Below are 25,752 nucleotides of genomic sequence, written 5' to 3'. Positions count from 1 at the left end.
GCTTGCGTGATCGGATAATTTGCGCAACACGATTGCTCTCCGAGGCAATCGAGGGGCCGCAATTGACCTTACCCCACATCGACGGCGCGATCCGTGATGGCCGACACCATATGCAGGTCCGTGTCTATTACGAAGACACCGATTTTTCCGGCATCGTCTACCACGCCAATTACCTGCGGTTCATGGAGCGCGGGCGTACCAATCATCTCCGATTGATGGGGGCCGAACAGAACGCGCTGTTCGAGGAGGCGCAGGAGGAGACCGGCGGCTTCGCCTTCGTGGTGCGCTCGATGACGCTCGACTTCCTCAAGCCCGCGCGGATGGACGACATGCTCGATGTCGTGACCTGGCCGATCGCGGTGAAGGGCGCCTCCATCATGCTGGCGCAGGAGGTCCGGCGCGGCGATGACGTGCTTGTGAAGGCCCAGGTCCGCGTTGCTTTCGTCAGCCAGGGCAGGGCACAGCCGATCCCGAAGTCCATCCGTGCGCTGATGAAGGCCGATCTAGCTTAGTTATTGGGCGATAGGAAACGCCCCATCGACTCCATGCGGCGCGACGATAGATTTGCGCGTGACAGAGCGCGATCAGATTGATCGCGCTTGTCTTCTATTTCGAGCATGATCTTTTCGGAAAACCGCTTCACACTTTTCCGGATCATGCTTCAACAACGAGGGATCGCCGATGTCACGCCCGCCGCTGCCACCTTTCACCCGTGAGACCGCCGCGCAGAAGGCGCGCATGGCGGAAGATGCCTGGAATTCGCGCGACCCCGTCCGGGTTGCCAGCGCCTATACCGAGGACAGCCGCTGGCGCAATCGCTCCGAAGTGTTTCAGGGCCGCGAGGCGATCGTCGCTTTCCTCACCCGCAAATGGGAGAAGGAGCAGGACTATCGCCTGATCAAGGATCTCTGGGCGTTCGACGGCAACCGCATCGCGGTGCGCTTCCAGTACGAATGGCACGACGCCAGTGGCAACTGGTTTCGCTCCTACGGGAACGAGCAGTGGGAGTTCGACGAGCACGGCCTGATGCGCCGCCGGGAGGCCTCTATCAACGACATCGCGATTGCGGAAAAGGACCGCCGCTTCCATTGGCCGGCGCCCGGCCCGCGCCCGGCGGATGTGCCGGGGTTGGGGGATAGTCCGTTTTAGTTGTCGTCCCGACGCCCTGGTGAGCGATCGCACCGCTCCCGGATTGCGCTGCGCTTAATCCGGGCTACGGGATATTACCCGGCCGATCGAAAGCGTTTGCAAGTCTCGATCAAGATCGGTTTATTCGGCGATTGCAACCTCAACGCGTCCGCCGGACTCATTTCATGTCAATTGAACGTTCTACAGCCCTTGTGCTCACGGGCGTCCTCCTCGCGAGCGCTTTTTTAGCCATTCCAATCCAGCCAAGCGCGGCGAAGAGTGAGATGCGCGGGCCCGACACCTGGGGATCGATGTTCAGGCATCAGATCGAGAGGTGTTGGAGGAAGCCTGTACGCGTCGGTGACGAGGCCGCGAGCATGAAGGTTGAGTTCGTGGTCAAGCTGACGCGAGAGGGTAAACTGGATGGGCAACCCGAGGTGCTGCCGGGGAGCAAGTCGGCCACGTCAGATTATGCGCGAGCCTATCAAGCGAGTGCGCTGCGAGCGATCACCGACTGCCAGCCGTTCACTTTGCCGGCCGAATATTACGATCAATGGAAGCACTTCCACCCGGTCTTTATGGAATGGCCCGCAGGGCAGGGGCAACCTGCCGCTGGGGAGCTCGATACGCGCAAGCTTTCGATTTGCCGGGGATGCTGACCGCGGCGCGCAGGCTACCGCGATACTTCACCTCGCCCCGCTTGCGGGGAGAGGTCGGATCGCATCGTCAGATGCGATCCGGGTGAGAGGGAGTCTCCGCGAGTTCGTCTCTCAGCGACCTCGTGGAGACTCCCCCTCATCCCGACCTTCTCCCCGCAGGCGGGGAGAAGGAGAAGCTTACGCCGCCGCCTTGTGCCGCGCGATCTCAGCCTTGTAGAGCTCGAATTCTTCCGCGACCGCCTTCGCCACCGAAGGCCGGGCGCGCAGGCGTTCGTAATAGGCCTTCAGCGCCGGCCATTTCGCGAGCTCGATCGGCGGCGTCGCCATGGTCCAGTTGATCACCGTGACGAGATAGGCGTCGGCGACGCTGAAATGATCGAGCAGGTAGTCGCGGCCCTTCAGATGGTCCTCGACATAGTCGAGCCGCGAGACGTATTTCTCCAGTGCATAGGACTTGGCCTCCGGCGGCGCCTTCTTGTCGAGCAGCGGCAGGAACAGGCCCTTGTGCAGCTCGGTGCCGATGAAGCACAGCCATTGATGCAGCTTCGAACGTTCGGCGTTCGACGCGGTGCCGAGGCCGGCCCGCGGGAACTGGTCGGCGACATATTGCAGGATCGCGGCGTTCTCGGTCAGCACCACGCCGTCGTCGGTGCGCAGCGTCGGCACCAGGCCAAGCGGGTTGACCTTGCTGAAGTCGGAGCCGTCGTTGCGTACCTGCTTGGTCTTCGGATCGACCTCGAGATAGTTGGCCGGCTGGCCGGCTTCATAGAGCGCGACGCGGGTCGCCATCGAGCACGCGAGCGGCGAGAAATAAAGATCCATGGGAGCCTCCAGTATCTGGCGCGGGGGTCCGGCCGTTGTTGATTTTTGTACTGTCCTGGATAATATTTGTGGCGTCAAGGAATTTAGTGCGAAATGGTACAAAAAAGTAAGAAGCCACCATCTACTGCCAAAATTGCAGCACCCGTTGCGCCGAAGCGGCGCGGGCGGCCGCGCGCCTATGAGCCGGATGTCGCCCTCGGCAAGGCGCTCGATCTGTTCCGCCGCGATGGCTTTGCCGCGACCTCGCTCGATGATCTGAGCGCCGCGACCGGCATGAACCGGCCGAGCCTCTATGGCGCGTTCGGCGACAAGCGCGAGCTCTACATCAAGAGCTACCAGCGCTATCGCGATGACGCGCGCGCCGCGATGGCCGACATCTTCCGCGACGATGCGCCGTTGCGCGAGCGGCTGGAGCGCATCTATCGCATCGCGCTCGACATCTATCTCTCCGGCGAGTCCGGCCCGCGCGGCTGCTTCACGGTGATGACGGCAGCCTCGGAGGCGGTGTCGGATCCCGATATCCGCAGCATGGTGCTGGAGGGCCTAACCGAGCTCGACAAGGCGTTCGGCATCTGCTTCCGCCATGCCAAGGAGCGCGGCGAGCTGCCTGAGGGCGCCGACCCGGCGGCGCTGGCGCACCTTGCATCCGCCACCATCCACACGATCGCGATCCGTGCCCGTGCCCGCGTGCCGCGCGGGGAACTCGAGGCGATCGTGAAGGGGGCCGTCGACCTGATGTGCCGGGCCCAATAGAGGCGGCAAAAATTCTTCAGCAGTAAATGTCGGGTTCTGGTTTTCCGACCCGTCTTCCGTAAGGTCTCCCCGCTCACGGAAACGGAACATCATGGGAAAAGTCAGGACTTCAGCATTCTCGGTCTCGATCGACGGATTTGGCGCGGCACCGCGTCAGAGCCTCGAAAATCCATTCGGCGAAGGCGGCATGGTGTTGCCCGGCTGGTTCCTCCAGACCCGGACATTCCGCCAGACCTTCGGCCAGGACGGCGGCAGCACCGGGCTCGATGACGAGATCGCGCGCAAGTCGATGGAAAATATCGGCGCCTGGATCCTCGGGCGGAATATGTTCGGCCCAATCCGCGGGCCGTGGCCGGACGAGTCCTGGAAAGGCTGGTGGGGCCCCAATCCGCCGTATCACACGCCGACCTATGTGCTGACCCATCATGCGCGGCCCGACATCCAAATGGAAGGCGGCACCACGTTTCACTTCGTGACGTCAGGCATTCACGTCGCGCTTGAGCGCGCGCGCGCGGTTGCCGGGGACAAGGACATCCGGGTCGGCGGCGGCGTGTCGCTGGTGCGCCAGTTCCTGGAAGCGCGCCTGCTCGACGAGGTGCAGCTGGCGCTATCGCCGGTGCTGCTCGGCGCCGGTGAGAATCTGTTCGCAGGCCTCGACCTGCCTGCGCTCGGTTACGCCGTCGTCTCGCAGGTCGCGAGCCCGAACGCGACCCACGTCACCTTCGCGCGCCAATCCTAAGATCGTTCACGCCTGCGTCAGCGGCCAACATCGGCGGTTGACGCGGGCGCAGTTCGGTCGTATTTAACCCAAAGGTTATTTAACCGATGAGCTAAGTACGAACATGCCGCTGGACCCCCTCAGTTCGACCTTCGCGGCGCTGGCCGATCCGACCCGGCGCGCGATCCTGGCGCGGCTCGCGCTCGGCGAGACCTCGGTGATGGAGCTGGCGGAGCCGTTCGACATGAGCCTGCCGGCAATCTCCAAGCACCTGAAGGTGCTGGAGCATGCCGGGCTGATCTCGCGCGGGCGCGAAGCGCAGTGGCGGCCGTGCCGGATCGCGCCCGACTCGTTCAAGCAGGTCGATGGCTGGCTCGGAAATTTCCGCCGCTTCTGGGATGAGAGCTTCAACCGCCTCGATGGCCTGCTCGAGGAGATGAAGGCGGAGGAGGCCGCAAAGGCTCCGCCGCGCAACACCCGTAAAATCAGAGTAAAGGAGAAGCAACGTGGACGCACGCGTGAATAAGACGCTGAAGATCACCACCCCGTCGGATTTCGAATTCGCGATGACGCGGCAGTTCGACGCGCCGCGGCGCTTCGTGTTCGATGCGATGACCAAGCCGGAATATCTGGTGCGCTGGCTTGGCTGCGAGACCCTCGTGATGCCGGTGTGCGAGGTCGACCTGCGCGTCGGCGGCGCCTATCGGTTCGTGTTCCGCTCGTCCGAGGGCATCGAGCATGAACTCGCCGGCACCTATCGCGAGGTGGTGCGCCCCGAGCGGCTGGCGTTCGGCGAGACCTTCTCGATGCCGGGCTTCACCAGCGAGGAATATCTCGTCATCTCGACCTTCGTCGAGGAAGCCGGCACCACCACGCTGACCACCACCATCCGCCATCCCACCAAGGAGGCGCGTGACGGCCATCTCAACTCCGGCATCGATAAGGGCGTCGCGCCCGCCTACGACCGGCTCGCCGAGGTGGTTGCCGAGATGGGCTGAGGGGTGAGGTTGCAGCCGATCTGCTTGTCGTCCCGGCGAAGGCCGGGACCCGTAACCACAGGACATCGTTGTTGTGCAGGATGCCTCCCCCGCGTGCCCCAATGAGGGGCCGCGGGGTATGGGTCCCGGCCTTCGCCGGGATGACACCGTTTGTGGCGTGGCGGCGCTGCTAATACCCCCGCTTGCGATCGACCACGTTCTCCAGCTCCCCGTTTTGCTCGAAGCGCGCGATCTGTGCCGCGACGTATTTCGAGATATCGTCGGCGTCGGTGTCGGCGGCATTGTGCGGCGTCAGCACCACCTTCGGATGGCTCCAGAACGGGCTGTCCTGCGGCAGCGGTTCGGTCTCGTAGACGTCGAGCGAGGCGGCACCCAGCGTACCGTCGTCGAGCGCGCGGAGGATATCCGCCTCGTTCTGCAATCCGCCGCGGCCGGCATTGATGATCACGGGTGCGCCGAGCGGGCTGTTGCGGTTCAGCTTCGCGAACGCATCGCGATTCAGCACATGGCGCGTGTCCGGTGTCAGCGGCAGCAGGCAGACCAGGATGTTGGTCGCGCGCAGGAACGCGTCGAGTCCGTCGGCGCCGTGGTAGCATGCGATGCCGTCGATCCGCTTCTCGCTGCGGCTCCAGCCGACGACGCGGAAGCCGAGCGCGCGCAGCGCCTGCGCGGCGGCCGCGCCGAGCGTGCCGAGCCCCATCACGCCGACGGTGATCGCGTTCGCGGCCCATTGATAATCCGGCGCCCAGCGCTTCAATCGCTGCGACTCGCGCAAGTACGGCTCCTGGCGGTGATGCATCAGCACGTGCAACACGACATATTCGGTCATCCGGCCGGTGAGGTCGGAGACCGCAACGCGCACCAGCGGCACGTCGGGCAGCGAGCGGTCGGCCATCAGCGCGTCGACGCCGGCGCCGAGGTTGAAGATGACGCGCAGGTTCTTGAACGCGGCGAGCTCGCCCGGCTTCGGCTTCCACACTGCGGCATAGTGCACCTCGGCGGGGTCCAGCGCGCCGTCCGGCAGCAGCACGACGGGGCGGTCGGGGCAGACCGCGTCGAACCGCGCCTTCCAGCGCGCCGACGACCAGTTTTCCGAGCCGCCATTGATCAGCAGCGCCAATGCGCCCTTGCCCATCCGGATACCTCCAATTTCAATGTGATCTATATCACAGAGCGAAGCCGACCCGCTCCCTAGTCTCCTGCCATCAACCGGGGAGAACTTCCATGCGCAAACTGATCCTGGCCGCGGCCGTCATCGTCGCCTCCGCCGCCACCGCAGACGCCGGCCAGAGCCGTGGCCTCGTGCTCGCGAACGCTGATGCGCCCGCCCAGGCGCAACCGGCCGTTGCTCCTGATCAGGCCGAGGCCCAGCCGGCGCCGTCGCAGGCCCAGCCGGCCGAGGCCTCGAGGGCGCAAGCGTCGCGTCCGGTGAAGCGGACCCAGACGAGCCGCCGGGAGAGCGATGAAGCCAAGGCTCGCCGGATCGCTGCCCGCTACGGCGTCTACTGGTGATCGCAGCGTCCTCGTCGCGGTGATGGCCGAGGCGCGCCACCGCCATGGCTTTGCAACGCGCCTCGGCCAAATTCATCACCGGCGTCAGGAACCGAGATTTCTTTCGCTCCGCCTGTCGGCAGCGGGCATAATCGTTCGTTCTTGCAATGAACGGAGATGCCTTTTCGATGCTGTACGCCATTCTCTGCTATCATGACGAAGACTTGGTCGGCTCCTGGAGCAAGGAGCACGACGCCTCGGTCATGCAGAAACTGTCCGTCGTGCAGGATAAGCTCGCCAAGCAGGGCAAGCTCGGCCCGGTGGCGCGGCTGTTGCCGACCACCGCGGCGACCACGCTGCGCAAGGAAAACCCGCCGCTGGTGCTGGACGGCCCGTTCGCCGAAACCAAGGAGCAGCTGCTCGGCTTCTACCTGGTCGAGGGCAAGAATCTCGACGAGGTGCTCGATATCGCGCGCGACCTCGGCGAGGCCAATCCCGGCGGCACCTATGAGATCCGTCCGGTCGGCTACTTCACTCCGGGGGACGCAAAGCCGTGAGCGTGACCGACACCGCCTGGATCGATGCCGCGCTGACGTCAGCGCGTCCCCAGGCGGTCGGCGCATTGCTGCGCTACTTCCGCAATCTCGATACCGCCGAGGAAGCCTTCCAGAATGCCTGCCTGCGGGCGCTGAAGAGCTGGCCGCAGAACGGCCCGCCGCGCGATCCGGCGTCGTGGCTGATCATGGTCGGCCGCAATGTCGCGATCGACGACATCAGGCGCAGCAAGAAGCAGGAAGCGTTGCCCGACGACGACCGGGCGATCTCCGACCTCGACGATGCCGAGGACGAGATCGCCGAGCGGCTCGACGGCTCGCACTACCGCGACGACATCCTGCGGCTGCTGTTCATCTGCTGTCACAAGGACCTGCCGGCGACCCAGCAGATCGCGCTGGCGCTGCGCATCGTCTCCGGCCTCACGGTAAAGCAGATCGCGCGCGCCTTCCTGGTCTCGGAAGCAGCCATGGAGCAGCGCATCACGCGGGCCAAGACGCGCGTCGCCGACGCCAATGTGCCGTTCGAGACGCCGGGCGCGGTCGAGCGCAGCGAGCGGCTCGCCTCGGTCGCGGCGATGATCTATCTGATCTTCAACGAGGGCTACTCGGCGAGCGGCGACACCGCCGAGATCCGCTCGCCGCTGTGCGAGGAGGCGATCAGGCTCGCCCGCCTGCTGCTGCGGCTGTTCCAGAGCGAGCCGGAGATCATGGGGCTGACCGCGCTGCTGTTGTTGCAGCACGCCCGCGCCGCCGCGCGCTTCGATGCGGACGGCCAGGTGATCCTGCTCGACGACCAGGACCGCGGCCTGTGGAACCAGAAGCTGATCGCGGAGGGGATCGCGCTGATCGACAAGGCGATGCGCCACCGCAAGAGCGGGCCCTATCAGGTGCAGGCCGCGATCGCCGCCCTGCACGCCCGCGCGGAAAAGCCCGAGGATACCGACTGGGCCCAGATCGACCTGCTTTACGGTGCGCTCGAGGTCATGCAGCCGTCGCCGGTGATCACGCTCAACCGCGCGGTTGCGGTCTCCAAGGTGAAGGGGCCGGAAGCCGCGCTCGAGATGATCGAGCCGCTGGCGCCGCGGCTTGCAAACTACTTCCATTATTTCGGCGTGCGCGGCGCCTTCCTGATGCAGCTCGGCCGCAACGAGGAAGCCCGCGTCGCCTTCGACCGCGCCATCGCGCTCGCCAACACCACAGCCGAAGCCGCCCACATCCGCATGCATATCGACCGCCTGATGCGCGACAGCCAGCCGCGCAATGCGAAGGCGAAGTAGCGGGCTAGCTTGGTCGCGTATGGTTCGTGTCCAGCTGAGAGACTTCCCGTGTGACACCCCTCTCCCTACCCCTCCCCCGCAAGGGGGGAGGGAACCCCTCCGCCGGTGCTTCCCTCACGACAGCGCAAGAGCATAGCTAGTCAATCGCGTCAGGTGAGCACGCAGGTCAGGCACCCTCCCCCTTGCGGGTAGGGGAATCGCATATGGCGATGGAGGGGTGTTGCCAAGCGGTTGGAACTGGATTCTTTGGGTGTCTCTCGCTTCCCGAGGGAGACCAGAATGCGCCAACTCAAGCGCCTGCTTCGACCACTCAAGGACCCCCGCGCCAGCAACGTGCGGCACGATCTGGTGGAGATCATCGTCATCGCCTTGGCGGCGACACTGGCCGGCGCCAAGACCTGCACCGAGTTCGAGTTCTTCGGCAAAGGCCGAGAGGAGCTGTTGCAGCGGTTCCTGGAGCTCAGATCCGGCATCCCCAGCCACGATACGTTCAGCAACGTCTTCCGTGCTCTGGACCCGAAGGGGTTGGAAGCGATTTTGCGCAAGCTCAGCAAGGGCTTCGGCATCAAGGGCGTGGTCAGCATCGACGGCAAGGCGTTGCGCGGCGCCTTCATGCGTGGGCGGCAATCCACACCGCTGCATATGGTCAATGTCTGGGCGGCAGGCACACGCATGGCGCTGGCTCAAAGGAAGGCCCCCAATCGCAACGAGGTTGCCGGCGTTCTCGAAGTCCTCGCCTCGCTCGATCTGGACGGCGCTCTTGTCACTGCCGACGCCTTGCATTGCCGGCCCGATGTCGCGCAAGCCATCCGCGACCGGAAGGGCCACTACGTTCTGGCCATCAAGAGCAATCGCGGCCGGCTCTTCAAGGCCGCCAAGGCGTTGCTCGACACCGCCCGACGGCCTGCGCGAGCAAGCCAGCGAAGAACCGCCGCCCACGATCGCATCGAGCGCCGGCAAGCCATCATCGTGCCGGCACCGCAATTGGCGAAGCAACATGGCTTCTCCGCTATCGTCGCGGTCGGCCGCATCGACAGCTGGCGCGCAACTGCCGGCAAGCCTGCCAAGCGGACGGCCCGATACTTTCTGGCTTCGCGGCGGCTGTCGGCCAAGAAGCTGCTCGACGTCGTCCGCGCCCACTGGAGCATCGAGAACAACCTGCACTGGGTTCTCGACGTTCTGTTCGACGAGGACGCTTGCCGCAGCCGCAAGGACCACGCCCCGGAGAACCTTGCCGTCATCCGCAAGCTCGCCATCAACGCCCTGCAAGCCACGCCAGGTCCAGCGCGGACCAGCCACAAAATGCTCCAGGCAAGATGGAGCAACGACTTCCTTCTCACCGTCCTGGCCCATATGCGATAGCCCTACCTTGCGGGGGAGGGCTGGGGAGAGGGGTAAGCCCCGGGCGAGCTGATCAATTTGTGCGTCGCTCTCGCAACTCCGGTAGCGCTTGAGAAAAATCTTCACCCGCGCTGTCGGCCCCGCATCCCTTCGTTCGTCATGAAGGCAGAGAGCATCACCAAGCGTTACGGAGCCTGCCATGCCGACGATCGTCGACACCGAAGTCTCAAAGCCCGCCCGCATCACCGGCCGCGTCATGAGCGGCGTAGTCATTCTTTTCCTGCTGTTCGATGGCGCGATCAAGCTGGTGCCGTTGCCGGTCGTCACCGAGACCATGGACAAGATGGGCTGGGGCGCGAGCGATACGCTGGCGCGCAGCCTCGGCATCATCACCATCGTCTGCACGTTGTTGTACTCGGTGCCGCCGACCTCGATCCTCGGCGCCATCCTGCTCACCGGCTATCTCGGCGGCGCGATCGCATCGCATCTGCGGATTGGCAGCCCGCTGTTCACCCACACGCTGTTCGGGCTCTATCTCGGCCTGATGGTGTGGGGCGGGCTCTACCTGCGCGACGGCAATCTGCGTGCGCTGCTTCCGTTCCGCCGCTGAGTTATGGTTCAATTCATATTGCTGGAGACCATCATGTTCGAGACCCTTGCCATCATCGCGGTCATCCTCGCGGTCGCGATTGCCGTCATCCTCATCCTCGCGGCGACCAAGCCGAGCACGTTCCGCGTCACGCGTGCGACCAGCATCAACGCGCCGGCCGAACGGATCTTTCCGCTGATCGACGATTTCCGGCAGTGGACGGTCTGGTCGCCTTATGAGAACCGGGATCCTGACATGAAGCGCAGCTACGACGGCGCCGAACGCGGGCAGGGCGCGGTCTATGCCTGGGACGGCAACAAGAATGTCGGCACCGGCCGCATGGAGATATTGCAGTCGTCGGCGCCGTCGAAGGTCGTCATCAAGCTCGACTTCCTCAAGCCGTTCGAGGGCCACAACACCGCCGAGTTCACAATGCTGCCGCAGGGAGATGCGACCAGCGTCACATGGACCATGTATGGTCCGGCTGTCTTCATGTCGAAGGTGATGCAGGTGTTCATGAACCTGGACCACATGATCGGCAAGGATTTCGAGGTCGGTCTCGCCAATCTGAAGAAGCTGACGGAAAAATAGCGCCGTTTCGAGCGAAGTGGTTTACCGGTTCGCATGAAGAAACCGCGCAGGATCTACCCAGGGAGCACGCGATGCAGGTCAACCCCTATCTCTCTTATGACGGCAATTGCGGCGCCGCGCTGAAATTCTACGAGAAGGTTCTCGGCGCGCGGATCGAGGAAACTTTTCCCTATGGCGAGGGCAATGCGGAAATGCAGACCCCGCCGGGCTGGAAGGACAAGATCATGCACGCCCGCCTCACGATCGACGGCGAGATCATCATGGCCTCCGACGCCCCGCCCGGCCACTTCCAGAAGCCGCAGGGATTCCACGTCTCGCTGCAGGTCGAGGATCCCGCGGAGGCCGAACGCCGCTTCAAGGACCTGTCCGAAGGCGGCGCGGTCACCATGCCGTTCGGCAAGACCTTCTTCTCCAACGGCTTCGGCATGTGCGTCGATCAGTTCGGCATCCCCTGGATGGTGAACTGCCCGCAGGGGATGTAGGGCGGACAGCGGTCTCTATCACCGTCATCCCCCGCGAAATGGCTTCGCCTTTGCGCGGGGATGACGGGACGATGAATGCGCTCTACCGGCACCGCGGATAGATCGCGGCGAGCTCGCGACCGCGCAGCAGCAGCAGGCGCGAGGTCAGGCCGCCGCGGCGGATGATCCAGCCGCGCACCGGCGCAGGATAGGCTTCCAGCACCGCTTCGGATGCTTCCGGCTCCGCATAGGTGCGGCCGCGTCGGTCGATCGAGCGGGCGGCGTGGAAGCCGAGCACGGCGCGCCGCGTCACGCAGATGCGGTCGCCCGGCACCATCGAGAGCACCAGCGTGCAGGCCGACAGGCACGGCCCGTCGATCACCACGCGTTCGCCGGACTCGCGCACCTTGTCGAACAGGTCGATGAACGGGCCGACCTGCCCGCCGGGGCTGGCGAGGATGCGAACGTCGGCATGTGCGCAGCCGAGCGTTGCGCAGAGAGCTGCCGCCGCGACGAGTGTTCTCATAAGCGCAATCCCTGCCGCCGATGCGATCGAGGTCCCGCATCCGTGGTCACAGGCTCGCGCCGGAATGGGGCATCGTCAAGACGGATGCCCCGGTTCGCGATCGGCAGGCGGACTCAGGCTGCGCGGTTCTTGAGCGCACCCACGATCGCCGTGAGCACCGCGCCGGCGACGCCGCCGCCCGCGACCTGTCCGATGATGCTGCCGATGTCAGGCGCAGCACCTGAATTGGCAAGCAGCGGGATCAGCATGCCCAGAAGCTGTCCGCCCGCGCCGCCGCCGATGGCGCCGGCGATGGTGTTTCCGAGCGTGCCGAGATCGATGTTCTTGGCCGCTCCCGCGGCGACATTGCCGCCGACGGCTCCGCTGATGATCTGGATGATCAGATTGATGAGGACTCCCGACATGACGCGATTTCTCCCCGGTATCTGGTTCAGCATGGCCGAGGCGCCGGCTGGCGCCCAGCGCCGCAGAGGTTAGGCGCGCGGCGCGCAGAGGTCATGCTGCGCACGCGAAGATTGCGCCCGATGCGGGCGGTATGCACCGGCTTTTTGGGGAGCTTTTCCGCTCGGCCGGCGGCCTCAGGCCGCGCCGGAGACGCCGGCCTCGGCAAAGGTCGCCATGCCGCCGTGGCAGGCCAGTGCCGCGCGCAGCAGCTGGATCGCAACCCCCGCGCCGGAGGCTTCGCCGAGCCGCATCTCGAGATCGAGCAGGGGTGCGAGCTCAAGATCGCGCAGCAGCATGCGATGGCCGAGTTCGGCCGAGACGTGCCCGGCGCGGCAATGTGCGAGGCCGTTGGGCGCAAGCCGCGCCAGCGGCAGCACCGCCGATGTCGCGACGAAGCCGTCGAGCAGCACCGGGATTGATCTTGCGCGCGCCGCCAGCACGGCGCCGAAGATGGCCGCGAGTTCGCGCCCGCCGAGCGCGACGGCGACGGCGAGCGGATCCTCGAGCAGGTTGCGATGTATTTTCAGCGCGGTATCGATCGTGGTGCGCTTGCGCAGCAGGCCGGCATCGTCGACGCCGGTGCCGCGGCCGGCCCAGCGCGCGCCGCGCCCGCCCATCAATGCCGCGCACAGCGTCGCGGCCACCGTGGTGTTGGCGATTCCCATCTCGCCGACCACGAGCAGATCGCATTGCTCCGGCACCGTGCGCCACCCGGTGTCGAGCGCGACCAGGAAGTCGGCGCCATCCATCGCCGGCGCCATCGTGAAATCGCGGGTCGGCCGCGCGAGTTCGAGCGGCTCGACGCGCAATTCGGCGCCGGCGAGCTTGGCGATCTGGTTGATCGCGGCACCGCCTGCGGCGAAGTTCGCCACCATCTGCGCGGTGACCTCGGCGGGAAAGGCCGAGACGCCGCGCTCGGCGATGCCATGATTGCCGGCGAACACGGCGATCGTCACGTGGTCGAGCCGGGGGAGTTCGCGCCGCTGCCAGCGCGCCAGCCAGATCGCGACCTCCTCCAGCCGGCCGAGGCTACCCGGCGGCTTGGTCAGGTTCTGCTGGCGCAGGGTTGCTGCTGCGGCAGTGGCCTCGTCGCCCTCGGGCAGCTCGCGACAAAAGCTGCGGATGTCGTCTAGAGTATTGAACTGCATGCGATTCCCTCGTCGAGCGGGCCGCAAACTAAAGCATGATCCGGAAAAGTGTGAAGCGGTTTTCCGAGAAGATCATGCCCAATCACGAGGCTAAAGCGCGATGACGATCCGCCCGATCTCATCGCGCTTTAGTTCAATTCGAAGGCCGACCATGAATCAATGGCTCGACGATCTCAGGATCGCCATCGCCTTTCTGACCCGGTTGCCGATGCCGCATCCGGACGGCGCGCGGCCGGAAAGCTTTGCGCGGGCGCAGCGACTGTTCCCGCTGGTCGGCGCCGGCATCGGGGCGGCGGTCGGGCTGTTCTGCCTGCTGCTGCGGTCGATCGGCGTGCCGGATCTTGCCGCGGCCGCGCTCACGCTCGGCGGGGCTGCGCTGCTGACCGGTGCGCTGCATGAGGACGGGCTTGCCGATGTCGCCGACGGATTCGGCGGCGGCCGCGATGTCGCGGCCAAGCTCGAGATCATGCGTGATAGCCGGCTCGGGACCTATGGCGCGCTGGCGCTGGTGGTGAGCTTTGCCAGCAAGCTTGCGGCGCTGGCTGCGCTTCCCGACGGCATGGTCGTGCAGAGCCTGATCGCGGCGCATGCGCTCGGTCGCGGCGCGCTGCCGTGGATCGCGATCAGCCTGCCTTACGCCCGGAAAGATGGTCTCGCCGCCAATGCCGGCCGGCCCGATGGTGCGATCGCGGCGGTCGCGGCCGGCATCGCGCTCTTGATAGCAATCCTTGCGCTGCCCCTCGGCAGCGCGCTGCTGGCGGCGATCGCGGCCGGCGCGAGCGCATTGATCATGATGCAATTGGCAAGGCGGCAGATCGGCGGCCAGACCGGCGATGTGCTTGGCGGTGCCGAGCAGGTCGCGGAGACGGCGATCCTGGTGCTGCTCGCAGCGCGGTTGGGATAGTGGAAAAATGAACGGTGAAACGCATCTCTGGCTGATCCGCCACGCGCCGGTCGACGGTCCGCGCGGCGTGATCCATGCGCCGGATGCGCCCGCCGACCTCGGCGATGCCGCGGCCTTCGCCACGTTGCAGGCGCGGCTGCCGGCCAACGCTTTCGCGGTGTGCAGTCCGGCGCGGCGCACCAGCGAGACCGCCGTGCGGCTCGGCCTTACGGCAACGGCGGATGAAGCCTTTCGCGAGCAGGATTTTGGCGATTGGACCGGCCGCCGCCACAGCGAGATCGAGCAAGAGCTCGGCGCGGAAGCCTATCGCGCGTTCTGGCAATCGCCGGGCACCAACCGGCCGCCCGGCGGCGAAAGCTTTGCCGATCAGATCGCCCGCGCGCGAGCTGGGCTAGCACGCTTGCCGGTCGGTGACGTCGTGCTGGTCGTGCATTCCGGCACCATCCGCGCGATCCTCGCGATCGCGCTTGAGCTCGCGCCGGAGCTCGCATTGCGCTTCGTCATCGATCCGCTGTCGCTGACGCGGATCGATCGGCTCAAGAATACGTGGCGTGTTGTTGGCGTGAATCAATCGCCGCTACCAGTCCCGTCATCCTGAGGCGCGAGCGGAGCGAGCCTCGAAGGATGCACAGCCCGGCCGGTAGCCGTCGATCCTTCGAGACGCCGCTACGCGGCTCCTCCGGATGACGGTGATGCAATGAATGCGCGGTTGGAAAGATTACCCATTCCGCCGCTCGCCGCGCAGGGTCGGCAGGCCGATGCCGGCGGCGTCGAAGCCGCCGTCGACGGCGAGGATCTGTCCGGTGATGTAGCTTGAGCGGTCCGAGCAGAGGAAGAAGATCGCCTCCGCCAGCTCCTCCTCCAGCCCATAGCGGTTGAGCGGGATCGCGTCGTGATAGTCGGCGCGGATTTCCGGCGTGTGCACGGCTTTCGCCATCGCGGTCTCGACCGGCCCAGGCGCCACGCCGTTGACGCGGATGCCGAGCGAGGCGAGCTCGACCGCGAGCTGCTTGGTGAGATGCGCGAGCCCCGCCTTGCTGGTGCCGTAGGCCGAGCGCAGCGTCGAGGCGCGCACCGCCGAGATCGAGGTGATGTTGACGATCGCGCCGCCGCCATGCTCGCGCATCAAGGGGGCAGCCGCCTTGGTGCAGAGGAACGGGCCGGTGAGGTTGACCGCCATGATCCGGCTCCAGTCGGCGTCGGAGGTCTCCAATACCGGCGCGAACACCGCCGTGCCGGCATTGTTGACCAGCGCGTCGAGCCGGCCGAAGCGGTTTGCGATCGCAGCGATCGCGGCTGCCACACCGGCAGCGTCAGATACGTCGCAGGTCAGCGCCAGCGTGTCGTCGGGCTGCTTCAAGGCCGCCACTGTGCTCTCCAGCAGCAAGCCCTCGATGTCGAGCAGCGCGACGCGCCAGCCGTCGGCGAGAAAGCGCTTCGCCGCCGCAAGCCCGATGCCGCGCGCGGCGCCGGTCACGAGGGCGACTTTGTGTGCGAAGGGAGTCATCGGAAGGTCCATCGGTTCGGGCAGAAATCCCGACCGTCTGCGACCTTTACCCTAACGTGTCAACCCGACAGGGATGCCTTGTCATTCTTGCGTCGAAAGTGGGCGTCTCGAAGGATGCGCGGTCCCCAGCCCGGGCCGCGCACCCTTCGAGGATCGCACCGCGCCTTACGCCGCGAGCTCGGCGGAGGCGCGCTGCATGTTTGTGGACATGTCCTGGGTCACGATGCTCTGCTCCTCGACCGCAGCGGCGGTGGAGGTGATGTATTCGTTGACGCCGGCGATTGCAGCCTTGATCTCGGACAGCGAGGTCGCCACCGCTGCGGCGATCGAGTTGAGCGCATCGATTTCCGAGGAGATCGTATCGGTCGCCTGCTTGGCCTGGTTGGCGAGGCTCTTCACTTCGGAGGCGACCACCGCGAAGCCGCGGCCGGCTTCGCCCGCGCGTGCCGATTCGATCGTGGCATTGAGCGCGAGCAGGTTGATCTGCCCGGTGATGCTCGAGATCATCTCGACGATGCCGCTCATCGCCTGAGCTGCGGTATTGAGCTTCTGGGCCTGGCCGTCGGCAGCCTCGACGCGGCCGGTGGCGACCGCGGCGTTCTGCTTCGACTTGGTCATGGTCTCCGAGATCTCGCGGATCGAGGCGCTCATCTCCTCGCTGCCGGCGGCGACCGCCTCGATCAGGCCGCGCGCGCTGTCGGCCTTCTTGCGGCCGATCGCCTGCGCGGTGATGTCGGTGGCGTATTTCACCACCTTGTAGGGCTTGCCGTTGAGATCGAGGATCGGGTTGTAGGAGGCCTGGATCCAGATCTCGCGGCCGCCCTTGGCGATGCGCTTGAACTCGCCGGCCTGGAACTCGCCGCGGTTCAGCGCTCCCCAGAACTCGCGATAGCCCTGCGAGCTTGCCTCGACCGGCTCGACGAACATGCTGTGATGCCGGCCCTGGATCTCGGCAAGCGAATAGCCCATCGCGGCGAGGAAGTTCGGATTCGCGTTGCGGATCGTGCCGTCCATGTTGAATTCGATCACCGCCTGCGACTTGCCGATCGCATCGATCTGGCCGTCATTGTCGGCGGCCTTCAGCTTCTGCTCAGTCACGTCGGTCGCGAACTTGACGACCTTGAACGGCTTGCCGCGATCGTCGAGGATCGGATTGTAGCTGGCGAGGATCCAGATCTCCTTGCCGCCCTTGGCGATGCGCTTGAACTCGCCGGCCTCGAACTCGCCGCGGTTCAGCCGCGCCCAGAAATTGCGGTAGGTCGCACTGTCGCGGTCGGCCGTCGGCACGAAGATGCTGTGATGCTTGCCCTGGATCTCGGGGAGCGAATAGCCCATCGCGTTGAGGAAGTTCTCGTTGGCGTTGACGATGGTGCCGTCCATGTTGAACTCGATCACCGCCTGGGCCCGGCCGATCGCAGCGATCTTGCCGGCATCTTCCATACTGTGGATCTTCTGCGCGGTGATGTCGGTGGCGAACTTGACGACGCCGACCGGCTTGCCGGCCTTGTCCAGGATCGGATTGTAGGAGGCCTGGATCCAGATCTCGCGGCCGCCCTTGGCGATGCGCTTGTACTGTGCGGCCTGGAATTCGCCGCGGTTCAGTCGCGCCCAGAATTCGCGATAGTCGTGACTGTCGCGCGTGGCCGGTTCGACGAACATGCTGTGGTGCTTGCCCCTGATCTCGTCGAGCGAGTAGCCCATCGCGTTCAGGAAGTTCTCGTTTGCGGTGACGATGGTACCATCGAGCTTGAACTCGATGACTGCCTGCGACTTGCCGATCGCTGCGGCTTGCGCCAGCGCACTGTCGTTGTTTGCCTTGTTGCTGAAACCGAACATCAGGGCTCCGTGAATGTTCAAATGAGACGGGATGGAAAAGCGGATCGCGGCAACTCACGGAAAGGTTGCAGCGAGCCGTTTAGCATCGGTAAAGGCTGCGGCTTGGCACGGATTGCATAACGCAGTGCGGCGCATGTCCATCTATCTCATTTCGCGAAGTAATTTTTTCATCTGCACGTTATCATCCATAGTCGCGATGCAATGTTCACCGTAATCTTACGGACGAAAATCGATGACAATTCTGGTCTGATGCGGATGATTGCAACGCGTGCACTTCACCAGCTCTGATAGACCTATCACGAAGGCTGATATTGCCGACTGTTTTCAAGGATCGATCCAGCACTTCGATTCGCTGATCTCGACGAATGCGTGTCGCGTCGATGTCCGCTCTCAGCGCCGGGCGCCGCACAAATAATTTCCGCACGAGATGTCGGCACGACTGTCTCCGGCCCGTCCTCGGTAGACCGATTCATGATGGAGTTCCGATGTCGCTCACCCTGCATTACCACCCGCTGTCCTCGTTCTGCTGGAAGGCGCTGGTCGCGCTTTACGAGAACGGCGCACCGTTCACGCCGCATATGGTCAATCTCGGCGATCCCGCCGAGCGCGCGGCGTTGCTCGCGCTGTGGCCGATCGGCCGCTTCCCCGTGCTGCGCGACGAGACGCGCGGCGAGACAGTGCCTGAATCGAGCATCGTCATCGAATATCTCGATCGACACTATCCCGGTGCCGTCAAATTGATCCCGGACCATCCGGACCTCGCGCTGCAGACCCGGCTGCGCGACCGCTTCCTCGATCTCTATGTCCATCTGCCGACGCAGAAGATCGTCGGCGACCGGCTGCGGCCGGCGGACGCCAAGGATCCGCACGGCGTCGCCGAGGCGCGGGCGCAGCTCCGCGCCTCCTATGCGATCCTGGATCAGCAATTGCTGATCCTGGATCAGCAGCTTGGGCATGGCGGCTGGATGATCGGCGAGCATGTCACGCTCGCCGATTGCGCGGCCGCGCCGGCGCTGTTCTACGGCAACAAGGTCGAGCCGATCGGCGAGGCGCACCGCCACCTGGCCGCTTATCTCGAGCGGCTGAAGGCGCGGCCGTCCTTCGCGCGGGTCCTCAAGGAGGCCGAGCCCTATTTCGGCATGTTCCCGCAGGAAGGGTGAGCGCCGATCCGGTTCCGGTTCCGAAAATAAATTGCGGCGCGATGTCGGTTTCGCGTCGTGCCGTTCGTCATCTCCCTGAGACCCGGGCCCTGGAGCGCGCAACCTCCAGAGGCCCGGGCGACATGTGTGGAGACGACATGGCTGCAGCTGGCAACAGGGCGGAGATCATCCGCTCCCTCTTCGCCGCCTATCTCGCCAACGATCGCGCGAGCGTCGAGGCGGCGTTCACTGCGGATTTCCGTTTCTCGACGCCGTATGGCGAGAACATCGACAAGCCGCGCTATTTCGCCGAGTGCTGGCGCGACAGCGGCTGGATCGGCCGCCACGAGATCGAGCGCATCATGGTCGACGGTGTTGAAGCCTTCGTCACCTACCGCTGCGTCGCGCGGGACGGCAAGAGCTTCCGCAACACCGAGTTCTTCGTGTTCGACGGCGACAAGGTATCGCGCATCGACGTCTATTTCGGTCCGTCGCATCAGGACGGCGAGCTCGTCAGGCAGGAGCGGTAAGGCAGCATCGGTGATATGGCGCGTGCGATCGCCGTCATCGGCGCGCACGCTCTGCGAAGGAAGCCCAAACAATGCCCATTGCGCGTGAAAACGGTGGCCTGTCGCAAGCACGGCTCGCGTGCTGGATGCGCCGCAGCCGCCCGCGGTGTTTTCCGATTTCTGGACGCTCGCCTATCAGGCGATCGATGACTAGGAGCCTGCGTCAATGACGTCGAAGACAATTTCAAAGGTCGTGTCGGAAGTGCAAACCGTCCGTCGTCTTTCAACCGAGCGCCGGTGCTGAGATCGGCAGAGAGACAACGGAGCACGACGATGAAGTTCATGGTGATCGTGAAGGCGAACAAGGATACCGAGGCCGGCGTGATGCCGAGCACCGAGATGCTTGCCGCAATGGGCAAGTTCAACGAGGAGATGGTCAAGGCCGGCGTGATGCAGGCCGGCGAGGGCCTGCATCCGACCAGCAGGGGCGCGCGGGTCAAATATGCCGGCGGGCAGGGCACGGTGACCCACGGGCCGTTCGGCCCGAGCGGCGATCTGGTCTGCGGCTTCTGGCTGATCGAGACCAAATCGCTGGATGAAGCGATCGGCTGGATGAAGCGCGCGCCGTTCGGCGGCGGCTCCGAGATCGAGATCCGTCAGGTGTTCGCCGCGGAGGATTTCGGCGAGGCGCTGACGCCCGAACTGCGCGAGCAGGAAGAGCGCCTGCGTGCGCAGGCAGGCCAAAAGTGATACCCGACGTCATTCCACGATATCGCTCCGGCGCACGGCGCGGACGACATGACCATGGTCGCAGGTCATGGATTCCCGGCCTGTGTCTGGTGAAGCATCCTGGAGTGACGAGCGTGAAGATTGCGCGTGATTCAACCGACAAGGAAATCCAACCAATGCGCTTCATGATGCTGATGATCCCGCTCGGCTACGAGTCCGCGCCGGCCAAGCTCGAGCTCGACCCCGAACGGGTCGCCGCGATGATGCGGTACAATCAGGCGCTGAAGGACGCCGGCGTGCTGATCACGCTGGAAGGCCTGCATCCGCTGGCGGCGGGGGCGCGCGTCAAGTTCGTCACCGGCGAGCCCATCGTGATCGACGGTCCGTTCACCGAGGCCAAGGAAGTGATCGGCGGCTTCTGGATGATCGAGGTCGGCTCGCGCGCCGAAGCGATCGAATGGGCCAAGAAGTGCCCGGCTACCGCGAACGAGATGATCGAGATCCGCCAGGTCCAGGAGATGGCCGATTTCTCCGAGGAAGTGCAGCAGGCGGCCGCGACCTTCGAGCATCCGAAGGGCGGTTGGGGCAAGGCGCTGCGTTAAATCAGATCGGGAAGCGGTGACGCCGCGAGCTGTGTCACCGCCCCTCGCATCGACGATCACTGCAACCACCACAACGGAGACGCAAGATGAGCAGCAACACTTTCCTCGCCGTCTATCTCGGCGGCGGCAAGAATGGTTCGCGCATGGCAGCCTGGAACGCGCTGCCGGAGGCCGAGCGGCGTGCCAAGGAGCAGGAGGGCATGGCCGCCTGGGGCGCCTGGGTCGAGAAGCACCACGACGTGATCGTCGAGATGGGCGGACCGCTCGGCAAGACCAAGAAGGTCGGCGAGGGCGGCACCGCCGACATCACCAATCTGATGACCGGATTCACCGTGGTGCGCGCGCCCTCGCATGAGGCGGCGGCAAAGCTGTTCGAGAACCACCCGCACTTTGCGATCTTCCCCGGCGAAGCCGTGGAGATCATGCCGGTGCTGCCGATCCCCGGCCGATAGTCCTCGGACCCAAGCCCGCGCGGTACGGGAGCGATCCGTTAATCTTGATGGACCGGCCGCCCCGCCGCTAGTGACCTTTACTGCCGGCTCATGTAAAAGCCGTTCACATGAGCTGGCGCAAGGACCAAGGCCGCGCCGAGCGCGGCTATCATCACGGTAATCTCAAAGAGGCGTTGCTGCAGGCCGCCCTCGACCTGATCTCGAAGAAGGGGCCGGCCGGCTTCACCTTCGCCGATGCCGCGCGCATGGCCGGCGTCAGCCCCGCCGCGCCCTACCGGCATTTCCGCGACCGTGACGAATTGATCGCCAGTATCGCGCAGCGCGGCTTCGAGCAATTTGAATCGCTGCTGACCGCGGCCTGGGATGACGGCCGTCCGGATACCGTCACCGCGTTCGAGCGGGTCGGCAAAGCCTATCTCGCCTTCGCGCGGGAGGAGCCGGCGTTCTACTCCGCGATGTTCGAATCAGGCCTGCCGCCAGACGCCAATCCAACACTGATGGCCGCGAGCGAGCGCGCCTTTGCGATCATCCGCGCCGCCGCTGAACGCCTTGCGGCACTGGCGCCGCCGGGCATGCCGCGTCCGCCGGCGATGATGATGGCGCTGCACATCTGGTCGATGTCGCACGGAGTCGCCTCGCTGTTCGGCCGCGGCGATGCCGCGCGGCGCAAGCTGCCGATGTCGCCGGAAGAACTGCTCGAGGCCGAAGTGCTGATCTATCTGCGTGGCCTCGGCTTTCGGACCGACCAGAGGCCGGGAACCGCTGCCGCGGATGACAAGCCGGCGGGCCCGTGGGGCAAACCGAAATAAGGTTCAACGCCTGAGCTAAAAATAATCCGAGAGGTGCGTCATCCGCGCTGCTTGACTTTCCCGGGCGATCGGCTATCTATGTAAATGTTATTTACATTCACAACGGCGTGATGCCGTGATGGAGAAGGAAATGGCCTACACCGCTGATGTCAATCGCTGGCGCGGCCCCGTCGAAGAACCCTACCGCCCGTACTTCTACGCGACGCCGTGGCATCCCCTGAAGATCGCCGGGATCATCCTCGGCTTCATGATCTGGTGGCCGATCGGCCTCGCCCTTCTCTTTTTCACACTCGGGAGCAGAAAAATGGCCTGTTGGAGTCACAACGACATGGATCGCTGGCAGAACAAGATGGAGCGCATGCAGGACAAGATGGAGCGGATGAAGAGCCGCATGGAGCGCCGCGGCTTCCCGTTCGGCGGCTTCGGCCCGCCCTCCAGCGGCAACCGCGCCTTCGACGAGTACCGCCAGGACACGCTGCGCCGTCTCGAGGAAGAGCAGGTCGAGTTCAAGAACTTCCTCGATCGCCTGCGCCACGCCAAGGACAAGGAAGAGTTCGATGCCTTCATGGCGCAGCACAAGACCCGTCCGACTCCGCCGAACGACCAGCCGCCGCAGAGCTGATCTTGCAAGGCTGATCACGCGAGGCAAGCGCTAGCCTTCAGGCGATGTGCCCCCATAGCACCTGATGGCCCTGAGCCGCCCGTTTGCGATGAGCAAGCGGGCGGTTTGCATTTTGCGGCTGCCATGTCCACTGTATCGTTCGGGATCGGACGATGAGGCGAAGGCGATGGCGCTATCCACGACGGCGAATTCCGACGAGCTCTGGCTTGCAATCCGGCGCGAGGCGGAAGCTGCCATTGTCGCCGATCCCTTCCTCGAAGCGTCGGCAGCCTTCATCCTCGACCAGGGCGATCTCGGCGGCGCGCTCGCCTTCCTGATTGGCCGGACCATCTGCCGCACTGATGCCGATCGCCTACAGTTCATGCGGACCGCCCGCGAAGCCTATGCGGCCGAGCCCGCGCTGGTCGATGCCGCGGCGACCGATCTGACAGCGATCGTCCGCCGCGACCCGGCGATCACGGGCTTGCTCACGCCGCTGTTGAACTTCAAGGGTTACCTCGCGCTGCAGGCCTGGCGTGTGTCGAACTGGCTGTGGCGTCACGATCGCCCCGACCTCGCGCTGCTGATGCAGAGCGCGGCGGCGGATCAGTTGCAGATCAGCATTCACCCGTCGGCCCAAATCGGAACCGCGGTGTTCCTCGATCATGGCACCGGCATCATCATCGGCGCGCTGGCCTCGGTTGGCGACGAGGTCACGATCCTGCAGAACGTCACCATCGCACGGCATCAGGACGACCCGCGCCACGCTCCGACAATCGGCCGCGGCGTGCTGCTCAGCGCCGGCGCCACGATTATCGGCAATCTCAGCATCGGCGATTTCGCCAAGATCGGCGCCGGCGCGCTGGTGACGTCGGATGTCCCCGCCGGATGCACCGCCGTCGGCGTGCCGGCGCGGCTGACCAATTGCGCGGAAGCGGGCGCTCCGGTGTAAGCCGGACACACCAATTCACCTCTGCATCGTCATGCCGGCATCAGCGCGTCGGCGAGTTGCGTAAAGCTGTCGACATGAAGGTCGAACCAGGGCTCCGGCGCGACGTCCACCTTCGCGGCCGGTCCGAACTCCAGCGGACGGGCGACGAATGCGGTCCGCATGCCGAAGGCGCGGGCCGCCTTCAGGTCGTATTTGTGGCAGGCGACCATCAGGATCTTGTCGGCTGGATAGCCGAGGTAGTCGACGGCAAGCTGATACACCGCCGGTGACGGCTTGTAGCTGTGTGCAAGCTCCGCGGTCAGCACGGCGTCGAACGGCAGCCGGGCGTGCTTGACCACCGCCACGACCGCGGCCATGCCGGCGTTCGACAATGTCGAGGTCACGAACCGGCTGCGCAGGCGCGTTAGGCCCTCGACGCTGTCGGGCCAAGCGTCGAGCTTGCTCCACACCGTGTTCAGTTCGTCACGCTCGTCCCTGGAGAAAGCCTCCGAGAGCCCGTGGCGATCGAGCAGCACGTCCAGCGCCTCGCGATAGATGCGGTCGACCCTGATCCACGGCCGCTTGCCGGCGATCACGTCGTCGAGCGCGGCACGGTAGAGATCGCGCCATTCGCTCGAGAGTTTGGCCCAGTCGAGCGCGAGCCCCTTGGCGGCGTTGACGGCTTGACCCGCACGCAGGATCGGCTGGTAGAAGTCGACGCAGGTCCCTTGCACGTCGAACGCGATCGCGCGGATCTCATCGTGCCACGTCGCAGCCCTTGCCGGCTGCATCCCCGTCATCGCGGCCATGATCGATAGTCCTCCAGCAGTCATGAAGTGTCGTCTGGTCAGATCGGGTAGCACGGTTCTGTCCCCGGTTGCGGTATCGGACGCGGCGCGGCTTCGTTAGGTGAGCACGGCTCTCAGGCTCCCTCTCCCCTTGCGGGAGAGGGCGGGGAGAGGGGTGGCTCCGGACGAATTGCGAGACATCGATTCGACTGCATCAACATGCGCAGCGAGTATCGCCGTTGCTAACGAAGAGCGGAGCAAGCGGTACCCCTCTCCCCAACCCTCCCCCGCAAGGGGGGAGGGAGCCCGGCTATCGTGCTCGCCTCACTGCATGATGCGACGAGATCGTCGTACCCTACACATTCGACCCATGGATCGCGTCGATCACCGCGTCGGTCACTTCTTTCGTCGTCGCCTTGCCGCCGACGTCGGGCGTCAGGATGCCGGCCGCGCAGACCTTCTCGACCGCGGCCATCAGGCGCGCGGCGGCGTCCTTCTCGCCGAGATGCTCCAGCATCTGCGCACCGGTCCAGAAGGTGGCGACGGGGTTGGCGATGCCCTTGCCGGTGATGTCGAAGGCCGAGCCGTGGATCGGCTCGAACATCGAGGGGAAGCGGCGCTGCGGATCGATATTGCCGGTCGGCGCGACGCCGAGGCTGCCGGCCAGGGCGCCGGCGAGATCGGACAGGATGTCGGCGTGCAGATTGGTCGCGACGATGGTGTCGAGGCTCTTCGGATGGAGCGTCATCCGCACCGTCATGGCGTCGACCAGCATCTTGTCCCAGGTCACGTCGGGGAAGTCCTTGGCCACCTCGGCGGCGATCTCGTCCCACATCACCATGCCGTGGCGCTGCGCGTTCGACTTGGTCACCACGGTGAGGAATTTGCGCGGCCGCGACTGCGCGAGCTGGAATGCGTAGCGCATGATCCGCGTGACGCCGACCCGGGTGAAGACCGCGACTTCGGTGCCGACCTCTTCGGGCAGCCCCCTGTGGGCGCGGCCGCCCATCCCGGCATATTCGCCTTCGGAATTCTCGCGCACGATCACCCAGTCGAGATCGCCGACGCCGACATTGCGCAGCGGCGAGGCGACGCCGGGCAGGATCTTGGTCGGCCGCACATTGGCGTACTGGTCAAAGCCCTGGCAGATCGGCAGGCGAAGCCCCCACAGCGTGATGTGGTCGGGCACGTCGGGCGCGCCGACCGCGCCGAAATAGATCGCGTCGAATGTCTTCAATTCCGCGAGGCCGTCGGCCGGCATCATCACGCCGTGCTTCTTGTAATAGTCCGAACCCCAGTCGAAGGTCTTGACGTTGAAGCTGATGTCGCCGGAGCGCTTGGCCAGCGCTTCCAATACGCGGACACCGGCTGAGATCACTTCGGGGCCGATGCCGTCGGCGGGAATGGCGGCGATGGAATGGGTACGCATGATTTGTCTCCGGATG

The 25,752-nt window shown here is 65.1% G+C and carries 33 protein-coding genes; 24 read left to right on the top strand and 9 right to left on the bottom strand.

Annotation, left to right across the window (positions count from 1 at the left end; translation table 11 throughout):
* Window positions 1-62: 62 nt before the first annotated feature.
* The 3 genes from ybgC (at window position 63) to ACTUWL_RS11045 (ending at window position 1,787) form a co-directional block, all read left to right on the top strand.
* Window positions 63-512 carry a tol-pal system-associated acyl-CoA thioesterase gene (gene ybgC / locus ACTUWL_RS11055; RefSeq protein ID WP_021076499.1) on the top strand — a complete coding sequence of 150 codons (450 nt, stop codon included), beginning with the start codon at window positions 63-65 and terminating at the stop codon, window positions 510-512.
* Window positions 513-681: 169 nt separating this feature from the next.
* The gene (locus ACTUWL_RS11050; RefSeq protein WP_021076500.1) at window positions 682-1,149 is read left to right on the top strand and encodes a nuclear transport factor 2 family protein; all 468 of its coding nucleotides are present in this window, start codon (window positions 682-684) and stop codon (window positions 1,147-1,149) included.
* 356 nt (window positions 1,150-1,505) lie between these two features.
* On the top strand, window positions 1,506-1,787 hold the full coding sequence (locus ACTUWL_RS11045) for a hypothetical protein (RefSeq protein WP_021076501.1): 282 nt from the start codon (window positions 1,506-1,508) through the stop codon (window positions 1,785-1,787).
* Between the two features lie 177 nt (window positions 1,788-1,964).
* Here ACTUWL_RS11045 and ACTUWL_RS11040 read toward each other — a convergent pair whose 3' ends face one another.
* Window positions 1,965-2,609, bottom strand: coding sequence for a glutathione binding-like protein (locus tag ACTUWL_RS11040; protein WP_021076502.1), 645 nt, complete (start codon window positions 2,607-2,609; stop codon window positions 1,965-1,967).
* Window positions 2,610-2,702: 93 nt separating this feature from the next.
* On the opposite strand from ACTUWL_RS11040, the gene ACTUWL_RS11035 reads away from it, so the two are divergent.
* The 4 genes from ACTUWL_RS11035 (at window position 2,703) to ACTUWL_RS11020 (ending at window position 5,078) form a co-directional block, all read left to right on the top strand.
* A complete protein-coding gene (locus ACTUWL_RS11035) occupies window positions 2,703-3,362 on the top strand; it encodes a TetR/AcrR family transcriptional regulator (protein WP_021076503.1) in 660 nt (219 codons plus the stop codon).
* 91 nt (window positions 3,363-3,453) lie between these two features.
* The gene (locus tag ACTUWL_RS11030) at window positions 3,454-4,101 is read left to right on the top strand and encodes a dihydrofolate reductase family protein (protein WP_021076504.1); all 648 of its coding nucleotides are present in this window, start codon (window positions 3,454-3,456) and stop codon (window positions 4,099-4,101) included.
* A 103-nt stretch (window positions 4,102-4,204) separates the two neighbouring features.
* Window positions 4,205-4,606 (top strand): ArsR/SmtB family transcription factor, encoded by a 402-nt coding sequence (locus tag ACTUWL_RS11025; RefSeq protein ID WP_021076505.1) that lies wholly within the window; start codon window positions 4,205-4,207, stop codon window positions 4,604-4,606.
* The gene (locus ACTUWL_RS11020; protein ID WP_021076506.1) at window positions 4,587-5,078 is read left to right on the top strand and encodes an SRPBCC domain-containing protein; all 492 of its coding nucleotides are present in this window, start codon (window positions 4,587-4,589) and stop codon (window positions 5,076-5,078) included. The genes ACTUWL_RS11025 and ACTUWL_RS11020 overlap by 20 nt, the downstream gene beginning before the upstream one ends.
* A gap of 169 nt (window positions 5,079-5,247) precedes the next feature.
* Here ACTUWL_RS11020 and ACTUWL_RS11015 read toward each other — a convergent pair whose 3' ends face one another.
* Complete coding sequence (locus ACTUWL_RS11015) at window positions 5,248-6,213, bottom strand: 2-hydroxyacid dehydrogenase (protein WP_021076507.1); 966 nt, start codon at window positions 6,211-6,213, stop codon at window positions 5,248-5,250.
* Between the two features lie 89 nt (window positions 6,214-6,302).
* On the opposite strand from ACTUWL_RS11015, the gene ACTUWL_RS11010 reads away from it, so the two are divergent.
* From ACTUWL_RS11010 to ACTUWL_RS10980, 7 genes are all read left to right on the top strand, one after another.
* A complete protein-coding gene (locus ACTUWL_RS11010) occupies window positions 6,303-6,590 on the top strand; it encodes a hypothetical protein (RefSeq protein WP_021076508.1) in 288 nt (95 codons plus the stop codon).
* Between the two features lie 167 nt (window positions 6,591-6,757).
* Window positions 6,758-7,126 (top strand): YciI family protein, encoded by a 369-nt coding sequence (locus ACTUWL_RS11005; RefSeq protein WP_021076509.1) that lies wholly within the window; start codon window positions 6,758-6,760, stop codon window positions 7,124-7,126.
* Window positions 7,123-8,400: an RNA polymerase sigma factor gene (locus tag ACTUWL_RS11000; RefSeq protein WP_021076510.1), complete on the top strand. Its 1,278-nt coding sequence runs from the start codon at window positions 7,123-7,125 to the stop codon at window positions 8,398-8,400. The genes ACTUWL_RS11005 and ACTUWL_RS11000 overlap by 4 nt, the downstream gene beginning before the upstream one ends.
* A gap of 279 nt (window positions 8,401-8,679) precedes the next feature.
* The gene (locus ACTUWL_RS10995) at window positions 8,680-9,762 is read left to right on the top strand and encodes an ISAs1 family transposase (RefSeq protein WP_203369004.1); all 1,083 of its coding nucleotides are present in this window, start codon (window positions 8,680-8,682) and stop codon (window positions 9,760-9,762) included.
* A 178-nt stretch (window positions 9,763-9,940) separates the two neighbouring features.
* On the top strand, window positions 9,941-10,351 hold the full coding sequence (locus tag ACTUWL_RS10990) for a DoxX family protein (RefSeq protein ID WP_021080160.1): 411 nt from the start codon (window positions 9,941-9,943) through the stop codon (window positions 10,349-10,351).
* A 33-nt stretch (window positions 10,352-10,384) separates the two neighbouring features.
* Window positions 10,385-10,921, top strand: a complete 537-nt coding sequence (locus ACTUWL_RS10985) for an SRPBCC family protein (protein WP_021080159.1) — start codon at window positions 10,385-10,387, stop codon at window positions 10,919-10,921.
* 71 nt (window positions 10,922-10,992) lie between these two features.
* Window positions 10,993-11,403: a VOC family protein gene (locus tag ACTUWL_RS10980; RefSeq protein ID WP_021080158.1), complete on the top strand. Its 411-nt coding sequence runs from the start codon at window positions 10,993-10,995 to the stop codon at window positions 11,401-11,403.
* A gap of 82 nt (window positions 11,404-11,485) precedes the next feature.
* On the opposite strand, the gene ACTUWL_RS10975 is transcribed toward ACTUWL_RS10980, so the two are convergent.
* The 3 genes from ACTUWL_RS10975 to cobT form a co-directional block, all read right to left on the bottom strand.
* The gene (locus ACTUWL_RS10975) at window positions 11,486-11,908 is read right to left on the bottom strand and encodes a hypothetical protein (protein ID WP_021080157.1); all 423 of its coding nucleotides are present in this window, start codon (window positions 11,906-11,908) and stop codon (window positions 11,486-11,488) included.
* A 113-nt stretch (window positions 11,909-12,021) separates the two neighbouring features.
* The gene (locus ACTUWL_RS10970) at window positions 12,022-12,312 is read right to left on the bottom strand and encodes a hypothetical protein (protein ID WP_021080156.1); all 291 of its coding nucleotides are present in this window, start codon (window positions 12,310-12,312) and stop codon (window positions 12,022-12,024) included.
* 174 nt (window positions 12,313-12,486) lie between these two features.
* Entirely contained in the window at window positions 12,487-13,500 is a 1,014-nt protein-coding gene (gene cobT / locus ACTUWL_RS10965; protein WP_021080155.1) for a nicotinate-nucleotide--dimethylbenzimidazole phosphoribosyltransferase, read from the bottom strand.
* Window positions 13,501-13,651: 151 nt separating this feature from the next.
* Here cobT and cobS point away from each other — a divergent pair, with 151 nt between their 5' ends.
* Window positions 13,652-14,404 carry an adenosylcobinamide-GDP ribazoletransferase gene (gene cobS, locus ACTUWL_RS10960; RefSeq protein ID WP_035652070.1) on the top strand — a complete coding sequence of 251 codons (753 nt, stop codon included), beginning with the start codon at window positions 13,652-13,654 and terminating at the stop codon, window positions 14,402-14,404.
* A 7-nt stretch (window positions 14,405-14,411) separates the two neighbouring features.
* Entirely contained in the window at window positions 14,412-15,002 is a 591-nt protein-coding gene (locus ACTUWL_RS10955; protein ID WP_021080153.1) for a histidine phosphatase family protein, read from the top strand.
* A 120-nt stretch (window positions 15,003-15,122) separates the two neighbouring features.
* Here the strand turns inward: ACTUWL_RS10955 and ACTUWL_RS10950 are convergent, their stop codons facing one another.
* Window positions 15,123-15,911 carry an SDR family NAD(P)-dependent oxidoreductase gene (locus ACTUWL_RS10950; RefSeq protein WP_021080152.1) on the bottom strand — a complete coding sequence of 263 codons (789 nt, stop codon included), beginning with the start codon at window positions 15,909-15,911 and terminating at the stop codon, window positions 15,123-15,125.
* A gap of 165 nt (window positions 15,912-16,076) precedes the next feature.
* Complete coding sequence (locus ACTUWL_RS10945; protein WP_021080151.1) at window positions 16,077-17,747, bottom strand: methyl-accepting chemotaxis protein; 1,671 nt, start codon at window positions 17,745-17,747, stop codon at window positions 16,077-16,079.
* 485 nt (window positions 17,748-18,232) lie between these two features.
* Between ACTUWL_RS10945 and ACTUWL_RS10940 the strand changes: the two genes are divergently transcribed.
* From ACTUWL_RS10940 to ACTUWL_RS10905, 8 genes are all read left to right on the top strand, one after another.
* Window positions 18,233-18,907, top strand: coding sequence for a glutathione S-transferase family protein (locus ACTUWL_RS10940; protein WP_021080150.1), 675 nt, complete (start codon window positions 18,233-18,235; stop codon window positions 18,905-18,907).
* A 137-nt stretch (window positions 18,908-19,044) separates the two neighbouring features.
* The gene (locus ACTUWL_RS10935) at window positions 19,045-19,416 is read left to right on the top strand and encodes a nuclear transport factor 2 family protein (protein WP_021080149.1); all 372 of its coding nucleotides are present in this window, start codon (window positions 19,045-19,047) and stop codon (window positions 19,414-19,416) included.
* 312 nt (window positions 19,417-19,728) lie between these two features.
* Entirely contained in the window at window positions 19,729-20,145 is a 417-nt protein-coding gene (locus ACTUWL_RS10930; protein WP_021080148.1) for a YciI family protein, read from the top strand.
* A gap of 155 nt (window positions 20,146-20,300) precedes the next feature.
* Window positions 20,301-20,726 (top strand): YciI family protein, encoded by a 426-nt coding sequence (locus ACTUWL_RS10925; protein ID WP_021080147.1) that lies wholly within the window; start codon window positions 20,301-20,303, stop codon window positions 20,724-20,726.
* 86 nt (window positions 20,727-20,812) lie between these two features.
* Window positions 20,813-21,178, top strand: a complete 366-nt coding sequence (locus ACTUWL_RS10920; RefSeq protein ID WP_021080146.1) for a YciI family protein — start codon at window positions 20,813-20,815, stop codon at window positions 21,176-21,178.
* Between the two features lie 107 nt (window positions 21,179-21,285).
* Window positions 21,286-21,987 carry a TetR/AcrR family transcriptional regulator gene (locus tag ACTUWL_RS10915; protein ID WP_021080145.1) on the top strand — a complete coding sequence of 234 codons (702 nt, stop codon included), beginning with the start codon at window positions 21,286-21,288 and terminating at the stop codon, window positions 21,985-21,987.
* Window positions 21,988-22,117: 130 nt separating this feature from the next.
* Window positions 22,118-22,609 (top strand): DUF2852 domain-containing protein, encoded by a 492-nt coding sequence (locus ACTUWL_RS10910; protein ID WP_021080144.1) that lies wholly within the window; start codon window positions 22,118-22,120, stop codon window positions 22,607-22,609.
* 166 nt (window positions 22,610-22,775) lie between these two features.
* Window positions 22,776-23,540: a serine O-acetyltransferase gene (locus ACTUWL_RS10905; protein ID WP_021080143.1), complete on the top strand. Its 765-nt coding sequence runs from the start codon at window positions 22,776-22,778 to the stop codon at window positions 23,538-23,540.
* 29 nt (window positions 23,541-23,569) lie between these two features.
* Here ACTUWL_RS10905 and ACTUWL_RS10900 read toward each other — a convergent pair whose 3' ends face one another.
* On the bottom strand, window positions 23,570-24,328 hold the full coding sequence (locus tag ACTUWL_RS10900; protein WP_021080142.1) for a haloacid dehalogenase type II: 759 nt from the start codon (window positions 24,326-24,328) through the stop codon (window positions 23,570-23,572).
* A 334-nt stretch (window positions 24,329-24,662) separates the two neighbouring features.
* Window positions 24,663-25,736, bottom strand: a complete 1,074-nt coding sequence (locus tag ACTUWL_RS10895; RefSeq protein WP_021080141.1) for a tartrate dehydrogenase — start codon at window positions 25,734-25,736, stop codon at window positions 24,663-24,665.
* Window positions 25,737-25,752: the final 16 nt, after the last annotated feature.

The organism is Bradyrhizobium sp. WCU1 (genome assembly GCF_053474805.1).
This window is presented reverse-complemented; position numbering and strand designations above follow the sequence as displayed.